Source organism: Mesorhizobium sp. M0701, from assembly GCF_040320365.1.
GTDB lineage: Bacteria > Pseudomonadota > Alphaproteobacteria > Rhizobiales > Rhizobiaceae > Mesorhizobium.
The window spans coordinates 1-14,020 of the sequence record NZ_JAMYPO010000013.1; the positions used below are offsets into that span (position 1 = coordinate 1).

The window sequence follows — 14,020 nt, forward strand, 5'->3', positions numbered from 1 at the left end:
CAATCCCGCCCCCCCCCGGCCCCCCCGCCCCCCCCCCCGGCCCCCCCCCCCCCATCACCCTCCCGGTCTCTCACACACCCCCCCGTGTCCCCCCGCTACCGGCGCGGGGGTCTATACGCGGCGGGCCGAACCGGCCAAGGCCATGCAGGAACGCCAGCGCCGCAGCGATCAGGATGGTCAGTGTCAGCGCCAGGAACGGCGGCTCGACCAGAAGCTTGGCCAGATCATACTTCCGCCCCGCGCCGTGCAGCGTCAGATCGAACATCACCGGGCCGTCGTCAGGCTGGAGCAAGGCAATCAGCCCGAGCGCGGCTGCTGCCTTTTCGGGATCCTTGAGGGCGGCGTTGTTGATCAGGTCGGGGTCAGTCAGGATATAGAACGGCTTGTCGTCTAGTTCGGTAAGCACAGCCTTGTCATTGCCGGCTGCGATGAGAGGGTACTTGTCGGCCACCCACTGCAATTCTTCGGGTGCGGCAACCATGTTGCCTTCGATGTCGAGTTGCTTTGCCGTGCTCTGGCCGGCACCGATCTTCGCATCGGCGATGCGGCCAAGCCATTCGTTCACCACCGAACCGGGCAATCGCCCGAATTTCATGTTCCAGCCTTCATGCCCCTGCAGCGGCAGGATCTGCCATTTGGGCAGCACGAAAAGCGTGTTCTGGTCCTGGCGAAGTTTCAGGATGTGGTCGAGCGCCTCCGGATCGCTGTCGGGCGAGATGGTGACGATCAGCAGTATAACTCGGGCAAGATCGTCTTCGGTCCGCGCCATCAAGGGCGCTTCGCCGGTGAGCCGCAGCCACTCCGCCAGGCCGGCGTAGCCGACGCCGCTTTTCGACAGCGGCGTGGCGCCGCCATTGCCGGGTTGCCGGAAATCGGGAGCATAGGTGGACAGCAGGAAGAAACCGGCTGCCGCAAGGAGGCTGGCGAAAATCCCCCAAAACAGTGTCTTTCGATTGAACGGCTCCTGTGCCTCGACCGCCGGTGCACTCACGTCCAGGCATCCCGGAAGGCGAAACGTTCATAGGCGCCGCGCGCCTGCCGCCAGCCTTCCGCGCCGACCGGCCGACGCGCGAACAGCGCCGCCTCGACAATGCGGGCGATCTCGGTAAACGCATGGCGCGCCCTTCCCGGCAGGGAAGGGGCATTGGCGATGTCGCGCGCGGTGAGCGACGGGCGCAGGAAGTCCGGCAGCCGGCCGGCAATATCGGCGACGCTGCGCCGAAGCAAAAGGTGAACCGCCTCGTCGTAGTCGCCGCGTGCGGCCAGCGCATCCGCTTGCGACAACAGGATCTGCGCGGCGCCGGCGTCGGGGCGCCAGGCTTCTTCGTCTTCGACTTCGGGTCGGGCGCGCTGCCACGGCAGCCGCCAGGCGATGCCTTTCACCTCAAGGAAGACCAGAAGCAGGATGATTGCGACGCCCGATATCACCGCCCCCCAGAACAGATAGATCATGTAGGGACCGAGCCACGACAAAAAATCCTGCAGCGGTTTCAGCCACTCGGGCGGCTTCGGCGGCACATAGGCCGGCAGGTCGAACTGGATCGACTCATCGGCGATCAGCTGCTTGTGCAGATTGGTCAGCCGTTCGGCTTCCGCTGTGCCTGGCTGTGCCACCGCCACCCGCTCCCCTGCAACCTGTGGTTCCCAGCCGACACTGACAATGCAGCGGAACAGCCGACACTGACAATGCAGCGGAACAATTGCAAGTGGGCTGGACGGCGACCGCCAATCTTGGCAGATTTACCAGCGGGGCCGCCAGCCACATGCGGCGGCGAGGCAGGGGGACGTATCGTGACATCAGTGACACTGGAACGGCCGAACAAATTTCGCATCGGCAGGGTTTTCAACGACAGCTTCGCTGTCATCAGCCGCAATCCGGTGCTTTGCCTCGGATTGGCCATGCTGTTCTCAGGCTTGCCTACGCTTCTTTACCAGCTTTGGATTTGGAAATGGGCGACCAACGTCGAGGCTGGCGTTCCGGAGTTCTCAGCCCAACGAATCATTGCCACGATCGTTGGCGTGTTGGTTTCCATGACACTGTCGGCAATCCTGCAGGCGGCGCTGGTGCGTGCTGCGATCGAGGATCTGAACGGCAAGCGACCATTGATTGGCGATTGCCTCAGGACGGCAATCTCCCTCCTGCTGCCGGTGATAGGCATCGCGGTGCTGGTGAGCCTCGGCGCCGCCGCCGGCGCGATGCTTCTGCTCGTTCCCGGCATCATATTATGGCTTCGTTGGTCTGTCGCTGTGCCTGTTTTGGTTCAGGAAAGACTGGGGGTCTTCGGCAGCATGAAGCGCAGCCGGGAACTTACCAAAGGAAGCCGCTGGGCTCTGTTCGGATTCTGGATTGTCCTGTTCATAGCTGTGGTGCTGATCCAGGCCGTGCTCACCCGTGCGATCATGGTCTTTGGCATAACCACCGGCATATTTCTTGGCGCCCTGGTGACAGCGATCGTATCCATTGTGACGTCGGTCGCCCCGGCAGTCAGCTATGTCGAGCTGCGCCAGGTCAAGGAAGGCACCAGCGTCGAAGACTTGGCGGAAATCTTCTCGTAGCGGCAAGGGATTTGCTGCCTTCATCGCGTCAGGATCGGTCTGGACTGGATAGGTAATATCGTGGCGTCAATAGCGCTGGACCAGCCCAACACATTTCGTATCGGCAGGGTTTTCGGCGCCAGCTTTGCGGTGATCGGCCGCAATCTCGCGCTCTGCCTCGGGCTTGCCCTGATTTTCTACACCTTGCCCAGATTCGTGTTTGCGCTCTGGTTCTGGAAATCCGTTACGAATATCGAGCATGGCGTTGCGGAATTCTCGGTTCAACGGCTCGTGCTCACGGTCGTTGGCGCGATCGGCTATGTGGTCCTTATGGCTTTCCTGGAGGCGGTGCTGACGCGCGCTGCGATCGAGGATTTGAGCGGCAAGCGGCCGTCGATGCGAGATTGTATGGGGACAGCCTTGGCGCTCCTGCTGCCGGCAATCGGCATTTCGCTGATTGTCAACATCGGCTTCACAGTCGGCCTCGTGCTGCTCATCGTTCCGGGATTGTTGTGGTTGGTTCTCTGGGTTGTAGCGATACCGGTTCTGATACAGGAACGTTTGGGAGTATTCGCGAGTTTGGGTCGCAGCCGCGACCTTTCCAAGGGGAGCCGCTGGCGTCTGCTCGGTCTCTGGTTTCCCCTATTCGTGGCTTCGGTCGCAATCAATTTTGCGTCGGACCGCGTCCTATCTTCCTTAGGCATTACGCTCGGGTTCTTCCTGGACGCCTTGCGGGGCGCAGCCGAGCAAGTCGTATTGTCGATCGCCGCAGCGGTCAGCTATGTCGAATTGCGGCAAGTCAAGGAAGGCACCAGCGTCGAAGACTTGGCGGAAATCTTCTCCTGAGGACGGGTGGAGGCTTTTCACCGACGGCTCGGCTCTCGCGTTGCGCTACTGAGCCGAGCTTGTTCACAAAGCCTGTGTCTGCACCGGCAATGCCGCCGCCAGCCGCTTCGCCCATTCCTCGATGCCGGAGCGGCTCGCGAGCAGGTCCTGCCTGATCTCGATGAGGACCGCGGGAATGCCGCGATCGTCGCTGTGGACGGGTATGGCATAGTCGCCGTCGCGGCTGATCACGTAGGGCTCGTTTGCCGCGGCGTTGAGCCCGCTGTCGGCGCGCAGGCCGGCAAGCACTGCCTGGCCGAAATCGACTGCCCGATCGTAAAGCACGCCGGCGTGCCAGGCCCGCGCAATGCCGAGGAAGACCGGCGTGAAGGAGTGGATCGTCGCGATCCGCGTCGGTCTGCCCTGCTTCGCCCGGTCGTCGAGATGGGCGGCCACGCGGTCATGAAACGGCGCGAACATGACTTCGGCACGCCGGCTTCGTTCCTCCGGATCGAGGCCGACATTGCCGGGGATGCCGGTGTCCTCGGATTGCACCGGAATGCTGCCGCTGGAACCAAGCGGCCGGTTGAGATCGATCAAAAGCCGCGAATAGCAGCTGAGGAAAGCCGGAGCATCGAGCAGCTTCGACAGAGTGCGGGTCACTTCGGCGGCGCCGATGTCCCAGGCGATATGGCGCTGCAAATGGCTGCTGTCGAGACCGAGCCGCGCATACTCTGCCGGAATATGATTGGAAGCGTGCTCGCATATCAGAACGATATCGGAACGCCCCGTTTCGTTGATCGCTTCGACCGCTGGAAGCCAACCTTCCGGTAGGATGGCGTTGGCAAGCGGCTCAGCCATCAATACAGCGTCCGGTAGAGATCGCAGACAGCCACTGGGTCGAGACCGGCGAGGCGCTCGGTCTCATGCCGCTTGAGGCCGACAAAGGTCTCGACGAACACCGGCGCGAACCATCCGGTGACGGTCTTGTCGGCAACGAGCGCGTCGAGTGCCGCAGGCAGCGTTTCCGGCAGCCGCACGAGGCCAAGCTTCTTGCGCTCGGCAACGCTCATCAGCGTCGGGTCGCCCGAGACAAGCGGCGGCGTCGGCAGCTTGGCCTTCAGCCCCTCCAGCCCGGCGCGCACGATCGCCGCCAGCGACAAATAGGGATTGCCGGTGGCGTCGGCTGCCCGGTATTCGATGTTGTACTGCCGCGCCGGATCGCGCCCGCAGATCGTCACCGTCGGGCAGATGCGCAGGCTCGCCTCGCGGTCGCGATCGGCAAGCCAGGTGTAGGACGAGCTCCAGCTATGCGGCTTCAGCCGGTAGTAGGACGACACACTCGCCGCCGTCATGGCGGTGATCGCGGGCAGGTGGCGCAGCACGCCGGCACAGAACGAAGCGGCACGGCTGGAAAGGCCGCCAGGCTGGGCCGGGTCGCAGGTCGCCGGCTTGCCGGCCTCGTCGACGAAACTGAAATGGATATGGACGCCGTTGCCGACGGCATCCGGCGCGATCTTCGGCGCGAAGCTCGCCCGCCAGCCGGCGCATCGCGCGATTTCGCGCGTGATCTCGCGGATGGCGACGGCGCGATCGGCCGCGGCAAGCGCATCGGTTGGCTCGCACGTCACCTCGAACTGGTCGGTGCCGAATTCGGCGATCACCACTTCGGGCGCGACGCCGGCTTCCGCCAGCGCCGCCATCAGATTGGCGGCAAACGGGTCGGCGCGGCGCAGTGCGGCCAACGACATCGAATGGGCCGGGCCGAAGTCGCCCTCGATATGGAATTCATGCTCGAAGGCGGCGATGACGGAAAGCCCGGCCGCCGCCTTCAACTCCGCCAGCGCATCCTTGAGCATGGTCCGCGTACAGCCGACCCACGGGCTGCCGTCGAGTTCGACGATGTTGCCGGCGACCATGTCGAAAGGCGTCGCCGATCCGGTCAGCGCCGTGCGGAACCGCGCGTTGAGATCGGGAACGAGCCGCACATCGCCTGACGAGCCCCAGGGATTGGGATCGACGATCGAGTTGAACGGCGTCAGCGACAGATTGGCCTGCAGCCAGCCGACGCCGGTCGCGGCGATCTTCTGCAGCTTGCTTTCGACGACCGAGCGGCCGCGCGTGATCGCCGACAGATCGGTGGTGACGACGGCAACCAGCGGTTCGACGGTCGATGTCATGCAGCTTTTCCCAAGGCTTCGAAACGGCCCGTAACGGTGGCGGTATCAGCGACCCAGCAATAGCCACCGAAGGCTTTTAGCGCACCGTCATGACGCTCCTGCGAGGCGGCGGCGCAGGCATCGGATACGCAGGTGACGAGATAGCCGCGATCGGCGGCATCGCGCACCGCCATGTCGACGCACTGGTCGGTCATGATGCCGGCGACGATCAGGTAGCGCACGCCGAGGTTTTTCAAGACATAGTCGATGTTGGTCGAGTTGAAGACGCCCGACGATGTCTTCGGCAGCATGATCTCGTCGCCGACCGGCGCCAGCGACGGCACCGGCAGCCCCTCCGGCCGGCTCGGCGCGATATGGATCGGCGTCAGCTTGTGGTCGAGCGAGCGGTCGCGGCCGTCCTCGGTCAGGCTCTGGATGATCGTGTGGATCACCTCGACGCCGTTGGCCCGCGCCGCCGCCAGCAGGCGCTCCTGGTTGGGGATCGTTTGCGACGCCGTCTGCCGGTAGAAATAGTGATCGGGCCCACGCTCCGGATGTGCTGGATCAGCACCCGGCTCCAGCCAGACGCGCTGCATGTCGACCAGCAGCAGCGCGGTTTCGCCAGCCCGGAAGGGCTCGTTTCGTTTCGGCAATGATGGCGTCATGTTTGGTGGTCCTGCTTCGCTGATCAAAGTCTGGCTGATTTAGCTGATTTTGGTCCAGGCGTCCTGTGTGGCGGACGCACTTATTGGGATATTCGAAGTCGCTAATTTGAGGTATACCTGCTTTCCGGCGTGGAGACGGGGGGTCTCTGTCATGATCGATTCAGACGTGTTCGACTTTGTCGAACGCTGCAGGAAGCACACAGCTACCGGGCCACTGCTGAGCGACCTTCTTGAAACCGTGCGAAATCTCGGTTTCGAGCACCTTATCCTGAGCGGGGTGCCGCTTGGCGGGCAGAAGCTTGCACCGATGGTCGAACTGAATGGCTGGCCGGGCGGCTGGTTTGAGCGCTATGTCGAGGCCGAGCATGCCGCCGTCGACGGCGTTTGCGTTTACTCGGCAAAGACCTTGAAGCCGTTCCTCTGGTCCGAAGTCCCGGCAAAGTGGTCGGATACAGAGGGCTCACGACGCGTTGCCGGCGAGGCGACGGAGTTCGGCATCTGTAGCGGCTTCGCCGTACCGATGCTCAGCGTTCATCATTGGCAATCCGTGCTGTCGTTTGCGTCTTCCGCGAAGTTCTGCACCCTGTCGCCCCGCCATCAGGTGCAACTGGTGACCATGGCGGTCTATGCCGGCATGTCGATCCAGGCCTTGGCCAATGACGATGACGACCACGAGGGCGTGCTGACCGACCGCGAAAAAGAAGTGCTCTTGTGGGCGGCGGCCGGCAAGACCTCATCCGAAACCTCGCAGATTCTCGGCCTGACCGAGCGCACGGTCAAATGGCACTCGACACGGGCTCGCGAGGCTTTTGGTGTCGGCACGACCACGCAGGCGGTCGTCGAGGCGGTGCGCCGGCGTCTGATCCATCCCTAATCGCGTCAACTGTCCCATCGGACAGGTGACGTATATTAGCGCGACTGCGAGTATCCCTGCGAGAACGGTCGGGGGATCGCGCCATGATAACGGCCCACGTAGTCAATGCGCATAACAAGCATCTCTATGAAAACGAATTCGACGAGTTTCTGCGCCGGCGGCACGACTTCTTCGTGCACCAGAAACATTGGCGCCCTCCAAGCCCGGACGGTCGCGAGCTAGATCAATTCGATACAGACGCGGCGACTTACCTGCTCGGTATCGAAGATGGTCGCGTGGTGACTTCGGCTCGATTGATCCCAACGAGCGAGCCGCACATGGTCTCGGAGGTTTTTTCTCACATGTGCGAAAAATCGGGCGTCCCGAGGCGTCCCGATTGGGCCGAATGGACCCGCACATTCGTCGTTCCCGACAAACGCTCAAGCGGGTTGCGGGGCACGCTGACGCAGCTGTGCTGCGCGGTGATGGAATACGCCCTCGACGAGGGCCTCAGCGCCGTCGGCGGCATCCAGGAAACGTACTTCATGCCTCACCACGGCGCCCTCAAATGGAACGCCGAGCCAATGGGGATGGCGAGGGAAGAAAACGGCGAGTGGTACATCGTCGCGTACATCGAAGTGAATGAGGCGGCGCTGGCGAGCGTGCGGAAGATACTGGGGATTGAGCAGAGTTTGCTGGTTCGGCGGGGGGCGCAACTGCCCTTCTCTGCGCCTCTTCAGGAAAAGCCGCTGGCTAGTTAGGCGAGCGTATAGTCTAAAAAGGGCACAAATACCCCATGTCGAAAAGAAACGTATTGGGTTTAATCGCTACTATTACTTCAGGTTTGGTAGCTTTAACTACCTATCATGATTCGTTTAGGGAACAGCGTATGGGCCCAGCTAAGGCGGAAGTTCTCGCTCAAGCATTCAGCGCGCGCTGCGCAACTCCCGTCGGCATTTGCTTCGTGCCCCCGCAGCCAATCGGCAGCCCCTGTTTCTGCGGCCAGTTCCAAGGAACAATTATCCCTTAACCCGACCACACGCGAGAATGGAGGACGTGATGTTCGATCCGGCTTTAATCTCGCCTCGGCAGTCTTGTCCCGCGGCGCAAAGCCTTTATGCGATTGTGCTGGCGATGGCGCTTTCAGGTTTACTCGGCGTTGATCTCGGCTTCTGCCAGACCGGTGGACAGAACGCGCCGGAGCGCCCCGTGAGGACGAGCGTCCCAAAAACGGTCACGGACCTCGCATGTACGAGCGGTCAGCGCAAAGTAGTGGAAGTCTACGAAGACGGCGTGTTGGTGCAAACCGTGGATCGCGGGTGCAAACCGTGACCGACAGCCAAAATTTGGTTTCGACGCGGGACCGGATCGTGAACGGCGCGTGGGCCGTCCTTTCTTTCCTATCGCCCTCCAAACTGTTCTTGGGAGGGCTCGCAGCAGCGCTTCTGCTACTGGTGACTGAGTTCCAGCCGCTTCGGCTCTACGGCTGGATGATCGGGCCGACTGGCCGAATCTACGTCAGCAGCCCGGGCGTCTACACGCGCGAACGGCTCGTCAACGACCGCAACGACCAGGATTTTTGGCTGCGCGAGCAGCTCAAGGCTCTCGACCGGAACAAAGACGAAGTTCATTACGCCGTGGTGAACCAGCACGATAGCGCCATTCGATACGGCGGAGCTGACAAACCTAGAGCCGAACCTGAGGCGGCACCGACTACGGCTCCGGTCTACGATCCCGCTGCGCCACTGATCCCGGGAATCTCATCGGTGCCGGGCGCTTCGGCCACCGAGGCGGCCGCGAAGTCGGACGAAGTGCCACGCCCCGTACTTTCATTCGTCGACGCCTATGTGATCCGTGCCGCTGCCCGCGACATGATCCGCCAGAGCGTGCTCGAGAACCTGCTTGACGACCGCCACGACCTCACCGGCAATTCCGTTTACGGCCTAAAGTTCGACACGACCGTCTATCCGGGAAAGTTCACGGCCGGCCGCGCCTTCGTCCGATTGTCGATCACCGGCCAGTCCGATCTTATCTTCGAAGAGAATGATGCGGAAAACAAGTTCCCCGAGCTTCCATACCATCTGCGGAAATACTTTGAGAGCACCTTTGCGGATATCAAGAACAATCCCAATAATCCAAACTATAATTCCTTCAACCTCTATACGCAGTGGCTGGCCAATGTCCGCTGGCGCCTAAACTCGCATTTCCTGCAGATCATGGAGACCAAGTGCGTTTGCAAGCAGCCGCAATGCGCTGGGTCGGCGACGAGCTGGCGGCCGGAGATCGCCTCGACGGTCAACACAGTTCTAGCCCTCGACAACGCCAAGCTGGGCGGAGGAGGGTCAGGGATCACGTTGGAGCAAGTCGCACTGCCCGACCCCTGGAACAAGTTCCTGGCCATCAGTGTCAGGATCCCAAGCGAAGGTGGATGCGCCAATCGCCCCGAGTTTATCGTCGATCCAGTGGACGACACAGTCTACATCATTGCAAGCAAAAAGTACGAGATAGGAAGATATACAAAGGTAGACGAAGTAGATTCGCAGGAGTCAGCCTATTCATATAAGCAACCAAACGGAGTTGACAACTCGTTGCATTATCGAAATTTTCGATCCATCTTAAATTATGCTAAAACTATCGGAAAGGTTGATGATTATTGTCCGAAATCCGGCGAAGTAGAACAGGCGCCGGAGGCGTGTCCTACTTACGTCACTATTCCGGCCGGATACTTCAACTTCATTGAGAAGGTCATCCAGCCTGATATGTATGCCTATTCGCTGTTCCCGCGGATGGAGGCGACCTCGGCGCTGAGTGGTCGCTCGAACACAGTGAGCATCGATTATCCGGCGAGCGAAGATGGCGTATCACGGTTTGGCTTCGATGCAATGGACAGGCAAAGCCGAGCGTCACTGGAACCGATGGCAGTCGGCTTCACCGATTCGCAGTCAACGAAGTCGATTGATCTCGGCTGGGTCATCGACATCGGTGCGGGCGGTGCGCCGTTCCAGAAGTCGCAGTTCGCGCTGATCTCTGTCCCTGCGTGGACAAGCCGGCTCACCGTCACCGTGCGGACCGGTTGGCTGGGTTCATCCTCTGCGGAAAACAGCGGCGAGCCTTACAGCTACGCGGTCCCGATTCCGCCCGACTATGAAGCGTTCGACGCGTTCATCGGCGGCGAGGAGGCGGTTCGCCGCCCGCAGATAAATGACGAGTTGATGGACAAGGAAATCAATCTCGTTGCCTGCCGAAAGGCCTCGATCCTGATCCCCGGGTTGCGGCTATGGCGCAGTGCTATGGTGACCGTCGGGTCGGAACGCGCCGACCGGATCACCGTACTTCCCAATATGAGGGGCATTATCGCGGAGTTCACCAAGCTTGGCCGCCCAGTGAATCCGGGGTCTGCAACGCTGAGGGTATGGACCAGCGAAGGCGTGGATATCCAGCCGGACAGGGTCACGATCAGCCTGCCCGACGACCTAACCGAATGCGGCGACAGGCCCGCGCCGGCGGCGCCCAAACCGGTCACCCCGGTACCAGAGACAACAGAGTTGGCGCCTGAGGCGCCGCTACCCGGCCCAGAGTTGTAAGCAACGCGAACGGAACGGAGATTGAGGACCATGCCAATAAATCGCAACTTCTTGTTCGACCATGCTCGGCTCAACCTGTTCGATGGCCGGATGACGCAGTCGCAGGTGAACGGGATCACTGCGATCCTGAACACCTGGGAACCAGCCTTGTCGACCCTCGACGACCGTTGGCTGGCTTATATGCTGGCCACCGCGCATCACGAGACCGGACGGACCATGCAGCCGGTCCGCGAAACCTTCGCCGCCACCGATCAGGGGGCGATCGCGATCCTCGAGCGGGCGTGGGCCGCCAAACGTCTGCCTTGGGTCACGAATCCGTACTGGCGGCCGGACTCGCAGGGCAAGAGTTGGCTCGGACGCGGTCTCGTGCAGCTTACGCACAAGGCCAATTACGAACGGATAGGGCGGCTGCTTAAGGTAGACCTGGTCACCAATCCGGATTTGGCCATGCAGCCCTTGGTTGCGGCGAACATCATGGTCAGGGGCATGATCGATGGCATCTTCACGAGATACCGACTGTCGCAGTTCTTCGATGGACAGAAGGCCGACTGGCGCAACGCACGACGCATCATCAACGGCACCGAACGGGCCGACCTGGTGGCCAGTTACGCGAAGAAGTACTATGCTGCGCTAAGTTACACTGTGTGATGCGAGACTCTTGTCCTAGATCACTGCGTTCCGTCTTTTGTGTCGGTGTCCACCTCTCAGTCTCGCCCGCGAATACAAGCTGACCGCGTCCTGAAACGATCGAAGATCGCAAATGACGCGGTCGACAATCTCAATGCCGGCGACACGCCCGAGCAGCGCCGAATTACGGTGACAGTGCACTATTCCACTGCCTGCCTCGTTTTCCGGGTTTCACGGCTTTGCCGATTTGTCCGGCGATGCTCTCGGCCTCCGGGTGCATCGAAAACCGCGACATCGGCGACGCGGCAATACTCGATAAGCAGTTGTTGTGGAACCATAGTCTTCGGGCGTGAAAACACTTTGGCTCACCCGCACGGTGCCCCGCGATGCGGCAGACCGGGAACGCCGGCAAGGTGCACCGTGCGGCGGGGGCTACATTGTCAAAAGTGCACTCACCGTAATTCTGATCTATACTCCGGACACCAGCCCGAACGCCTACGGCAAGGCGAAGGGCGGATGAAGCGCTTGATAGAGTTCTCTTTTTAGTCATGGGGCGATGTTAAGATGTTAGCCTCCGACCTGACGAAATTTATCGAGCAGGATCATCTGGCTCTGGATGCCTTCGTAAAGGGCGATCCTGAGCCCCTGAAAAACCTCTACTCGCGACAGGACGACGTCATTATTGCCAATCCCTTTGGCCCGCCGGCGAAGGGATGGAGAAAGGCCGCTGAGACGATGGAACGGGCCGCCACCAATTACCGGCACGGCAAGGCCATCGGCTTTGAGCGCATCTCGGAGTATGCGACAGCCGACTTGGGATACATCATCGAGGTCGAGCGGTTCCAGTCCAAGGTCGGTGGTGGCAACAAACTGGTGCCGATTGCGCTTCGAGTCACCACCATATTCCGGCGCGAGGAAGGCGCGTGGAGGATCGTCCTTCGTCATGCCGATCCGATAACCTCGGCACGCCCGTCGACGTCCATTGTCGGGGAATAGAAGGGTTGCCGGAGAGGTTTTAGGAATTACGGTGACAGTGCACCATTTTTCTTTTCGCCGCCCGCCTCGTTTTCCGGGTTCTCACGGCTTTGCCGATTTGCTCGCCGATACTCTCGGCCCACGGGCGCATTGAAAAACCGCGACATCGGCGACGCGGCAATACTCGATCAGCAGGAACATATAGTCTTCGGACGTGAAAACACTTTGGCTCGCCCGTACGGTGCTGGGGATGCGGCAGACCGGGAACGCGGGCTAGGTGCACCATGCGGCGGAGGCGACATGGTAAAAGTGCACTGTCACCGTAATTCATCCTTAGCGGCCAATTTCCCGCGTCGCATCAACAATCTAGGTCATTTTCGGTTTCGCTTTAGGCAGCGCGGCCAGCAAGAGCTGGTGCTGTTTCTTCTTTCTCTTCGACGTGAGGGCTCACCCATTCGTCGGTTATCACGCGGCTGACCAAGGTGCCCGGCACCGCTTTTCTCAAGGCACGCAGCAAAAAGTATCTAACCCGCTCGGACAGTCAAGAGGTGTGGCAGGCAGGCCATGCGCAGCCAGCCGCAGCGAGCCGCCAAGACGCGCGAAGCACTTCGGCGGTGTAGGACAGCGGCACGCCAGAACGCGCGCAGGCCAGGCGTTGGCTTGCCCAATTGTGTTTTGACTATTTGGCTGAACGGGCGCGTAAAATATCAGGTTCGCCCGGTCGGGCAAACTAACTCAGGGAGGATGGTATGAAGATGAATCGACGTAATGCTCTCGCCCTTGGTGCCACCTCGTTGGCGGCCCAGCTATTGGTCGCAAAGCCCATTCCGGTAGCGGCCAAGACCTACGGTCCGACTGATGGCAAAGAGATTTTTCCCGGCGTTCGGCTCGTCGAACTGGGAACACGAGACTCCCATATCAAGGGGTACAAGAAAATTGCCATGGAAGACGTCGTCTACCAGCCAAAGGCAACTAGCCCGCTCGGGGATGTCATGGCCGACGATATGGTCTGCACGGTCACTGAAGGCGAGCTGCAGGTCACGGCCGGAGACATGCAGTTCACGGCCAAGGAGGGTGACGTATGGAGCTGCGGCAAGGGTAGCACGAAGGAGGCTGCTACGAACAACGGAACAGCGGTCGCAGTGATGCGGGTGATTAACCTGAAGGCTGCATAAAGTTACCCACACTCTGGCGACTGCAGACGCTCCAGCCGGCTTCGGCCGGCGGGCTTTTCCGGTGCGCCACGGCCTCGATGACCGGACATTTCTGCCGGCGCGCTGTGGCCAGCGCGGCGGCAGACTGAGGCCTTAGCGCACGGGCGAGCCGCCCTTCAGTGGTGGTGGGCGGAAACGCTCTTGACGTATTCGGACACCAGTTCCCTCGGTGCCGACTGACTGACGTCGCCGACGCTAAGGATGCCGACCATCCGCATATTCTTGTTGATCACCGGCAACCTGCGGATTTTCAGTTCTTCCATGTGCCGTACGGCCTTGGCCAGATCGTCGTCTTCGCGGCAGCAGTGAATGCCGGCCGTCATAACATCGCGCGCCGTTGCGATGCGGCCGTCGAAACCATCTTCTGCCAGTCCGTTGCAGACAATATCGCGGTCGGTCACCATTCCGATCAGTCGGTCGTTCTCTCCAATGGGAATCGACCCGATATCCTGGGCTCGCATCATTTTCGCCAGTTCGGTGACAGCGGTTTCGGGGCTGACCCAGTCGACACCCTTATGCATTGCGTCTTTGACTTTCATGGCGGACCTCCCTTGCTGGGTTGGTGAATGTCCCCTGTCCCATT

At 61.0% G+C, this 14,020-nt stretch carries 15 protein-coding genes; 9 read left to right on the forward strand and 6 right to left on the reverse strand.

Annotated features, from left to right (window positions below; all coding sequences use genetic code 11):
* Nucleotides 1–70: 70 nt before the first annotated feature.
* Nucleotides 71–991, reverse strand: coding sequence for a DUF4350 domain-containing protein (locus NKI24_RS14865; RefSeq protein WP_352746256.1), 921 nt, complete (start codon nt 989–991; stop codon nt 71–73).
* Nucleotides 988–1,614: a DUF4129 domain-containing protein gene (locus tag NKI24_RS14870; RefSeq protein WP_352458749.1), complete on the reverse strand. Its 627-nt coding sequence runs from the start codon at nt 1,612–1,614 to the stop codon at nt 988–990. The genes NKI24_RS14865 and NKI24_RS14870 overlap by 4 nt, the downstream gene beginning before the upstream one ends.
* 285 nt (nt 1,615–1,899) lie before the next feature.
* Here NKI24_RS14870 and NKI24_RS14875 point away from each other — a divergent pair, with 285 nt between their 5' ends.
* Both NKI24_RS14875 and NKI24_RS14880 read left to right on the forward strand, forming a co-directional pair.
* Nucleotides 1,900–2,556: a hypothetical protein gene (locus NKI24_RS14875; protein ID WP_352746258.1), complete on the forward strand. Its 657-nt coding sequence runs from the start codon at nt 1,900–1,902 to the stop codon at nt 2,554–2,556.
* A gap of 129 nt (nt 2,557–2,685) precedes the next feature.
* The gene (locus tag NKI24_RS14880) at nt 2,686–3,381 is read left to right on the forward strand and encodes a hypothetical protein (protein WP_352746261.1); all 696 of its coding nucleotides are present in this window, start codon (nt 2,686–2,688) and stop codon (nt 3,379–3,381) included.
* A 63-nt stretch (nt 3,382–3,444) separates the two neighbouring features.
* On the opposite strand, the gene NKI24_RS14885 is transcribed toward NKI24_RS14880, so the two are convergent.
* Genes NKI24_RS14885 through NKI24_RS14895 form a run of 3 tightly spaced genes read right to left on the reverse strand, consistent with a single transcriptional unit; the run spans nt 3,445 to nt 6,184 of the window.
* Entirely contained in the window at nt 3,445–4,221 is a 777-nt protein-coding gene (locus tag NKI24_RS14885) for an N-formylglutamate amidohydrolase (protein ID WP_352746264.1), read from the reverse strand.
* Complete coding sequence (locus NKI24_RS14890; protein ID WP_352746267.1) at nt 4,221–5,540, reverse strand: type I glutamate--ammonia ligase; 1,320 nt, start codon at nt 5,538–5,540, stop codon at nt 4,221–4,223. Before NKI24_RS14890 ends, NKI24_RS14885 begins: the two co-directional genes overlap by 1 nt.
* Nucleotides 5,537–6,184, reverse strand: a complete 648-nt coding sequence (locus NKI24_RS14895; RefSeq protein WP_352746270.1) for a cysteine hydrolase family protein — start codon at nt 6,182–6,184, stop codon at nt 5,537–5,539. Before NKI24_RS14895 ends, NKI24_RS14890 begins: the two co-directional genes overlap by 4 nt.
* Nucleotides 6,185–6,335: 151 nt before the next feature.
* On the opposite strand from NKI24_RS14895, the gene NKI24_RS14900 reads away from it, so the two are divergent.
* From NKI24_RS14900 to NKI24_RS14930, 7 genes are all read left to right on the forward strand, one after another.
* Entirely contained in the window at nt 6,336–7,058 is a 723-nt protein-coding gene (locus NKI24_RS14900; RefSeq protein ID WP_352746272.1) for a LuxR family transcriptional regulator, read from the forward strand.
* A gap of 83 nt (nt 7,059–7,141) precedes the next feature.
* Nucleotides 7,142–7,798: an acyl-homoserine-lactone synthase gene (locus NKI24_RS14905; RefSeq protein WP_352746274.1), complete on the forward strand. Its 657-nt coding sequence runs from the start codon at nt 7,142–7,144 to the stop codon at nt 7,796–7,798.
* 298 nt (nt 7,799–8,096) lie between these two features.
* A complete protein-coding gene (locus NKI24_RS14910; RefSeq protein ID WP_352746276.1) occupies nt 8,097–8,369 on the forward strand; it encodes a hypothetical protein in 273 nt (90 codons plus the stop codon).
* Entirely contained in the window at nt 8,366–10,621 is a 2,256-nt protein-coding gene (locus NKI24_RS14915) for a hypothetical protein (protein ID WP_352746278.1), read from the forward strand. Before NKI24_RS14910 ends, NKI24_RS14915 begins: the two co-directional genes overlap by 4 nt.
* 30 nt (nt 10,622–10,651) lie before the next feature.
* Entirely contained in the window at nt 10,652–11,269 is a 618-nt protein-coding gene (locus tag NKI24_RS14920; protein ID WP_352746451.1) for a glycoside hydrolase family 19 protein, read from the forward strand.
* A gap of 543 nt (nt 11,270–11,812) precedes the next feature.
* Entirely contained in the window at nt 11,813–12,244 is a 432-nt protein-coding gene (locus NKI24_RS14925) for a YybH family protein (protein WP_352745968.1), read from the forward strand.
* A 728-nt stretch (nt 12,245–12,972) separates the two neighbouring features.
* Nucleotides 12,973–13,398 (forward strand): hypothetical protein, encoded by a 426-nt coding sequence (locus NKI24_RS14930; RefSeq protein ID WP_352746280.1) that lies wholly within the window; start codon nt 12,973–12,975, stop codon nt 13,396–13,398.
* A gap of 155 nt (nt 13,399–13,553) precedes the next feature.
* Here the strand turns inward: NKI24_RS14930 and NKI24_RS14935 are convergent, their stop codons facing one another.
* Nucleotides 13,554–13,976 carry a CBS domain-containing protein gene (locus tag NKI24_RS14935; RefSeq protein ID WP_023674444.1) on the reverse strand — a complete coding sequence of 141 codons (423 nt, stop codon included), beginning with the start codon at nt 13,974–13,976 and terminating at the stop codon, nt 13,554–13,556.
* Nucleotides 13,977–14,020 lie beyond the last annotated feature (44 nt).

Excerpts from the sequence above, each read along its gene's own strand:
- NKI24_RS14875 (WP_352746258.1), top strand. The coding sequence starts at position 1,900 with ATGCTGTTCTCAGGCTTGCCTACGCTTCTTTACCAGCTTTGGATTTGG.
- NKI24_RS14885 (WP_352746264.1), bottom strand. The coding sequence starts at position 4,221 with ATGGCTGAGCCGCTTGCCAACGCCATCCTACCGGAAGGTTGGCTTCCA.
- NKI24_RS14890 (WP_352746267.1), bottom strand. The coding sequence starts at position 5,540 with ATGACATCGACCGTCGAACCGCTGGTTGCCGTCGTCACCACCGATCTG.
- NKI24_RS14895 (WP_352746270.1), bottom strand. The coding sequence starts at position 6,184 with ATGACGCCATCATTGCCGAAACGAAACGAGCCCTTCCGGGCTGGCGAA.
- NKI24_RS14900 (WP_352746272.1), top strand. The coding sequence starts at position 6,336 with ATGATCGATTCAGACGTGTTCGACTTTGTCGAACGCTGCAGGAAGCAC.
- NKI24_RS14905 (WP_352746274.1), top strand. The coding sequence starts at position 7,142 with ATGATAACGGCCCACGTAGTCAATGCGCATAACAAGCATCTCTATGAA.
- NKI24_RS14910 (WP_352746276.1), top strand. The coding sequence starts at position 8,097 with ATGTTCGATCCGGCTTTAATCTCGCCTCGGCAGTCTTGTCCCGCGGCG.
- NKI24_RS14920 (WP_352746451.1), top strand. The coding sequence starts at position 10,652 with ATGCCAATAAATCGCAACTTCTTGTTCGACCATGCTCGGCTCAACCTG.
- NKI24_RS14925 (WP_352745968.1), top strand. The coding sequence starts at position 11,813 with ATGTTAGCCTCCGACCTGACGAAATTTATCGAGCAGGATCATCTGGCT.
- NKI24_RS14930 (WP_352746280.1), top strand. The coding sequence starts at position 12,973 with ATGAAGATGAATCGACGTAATGCTCTCGCCCTTGGTGCCACCTCGTTG.
- NKI24_RS14935 (WP_023674444.1), bottom strand. The coding sequence starts at position 13,976 with ATGAAAGTCAAAGACGCAATGCATAAGGGTGTCGACTGGGTCAGCCCC.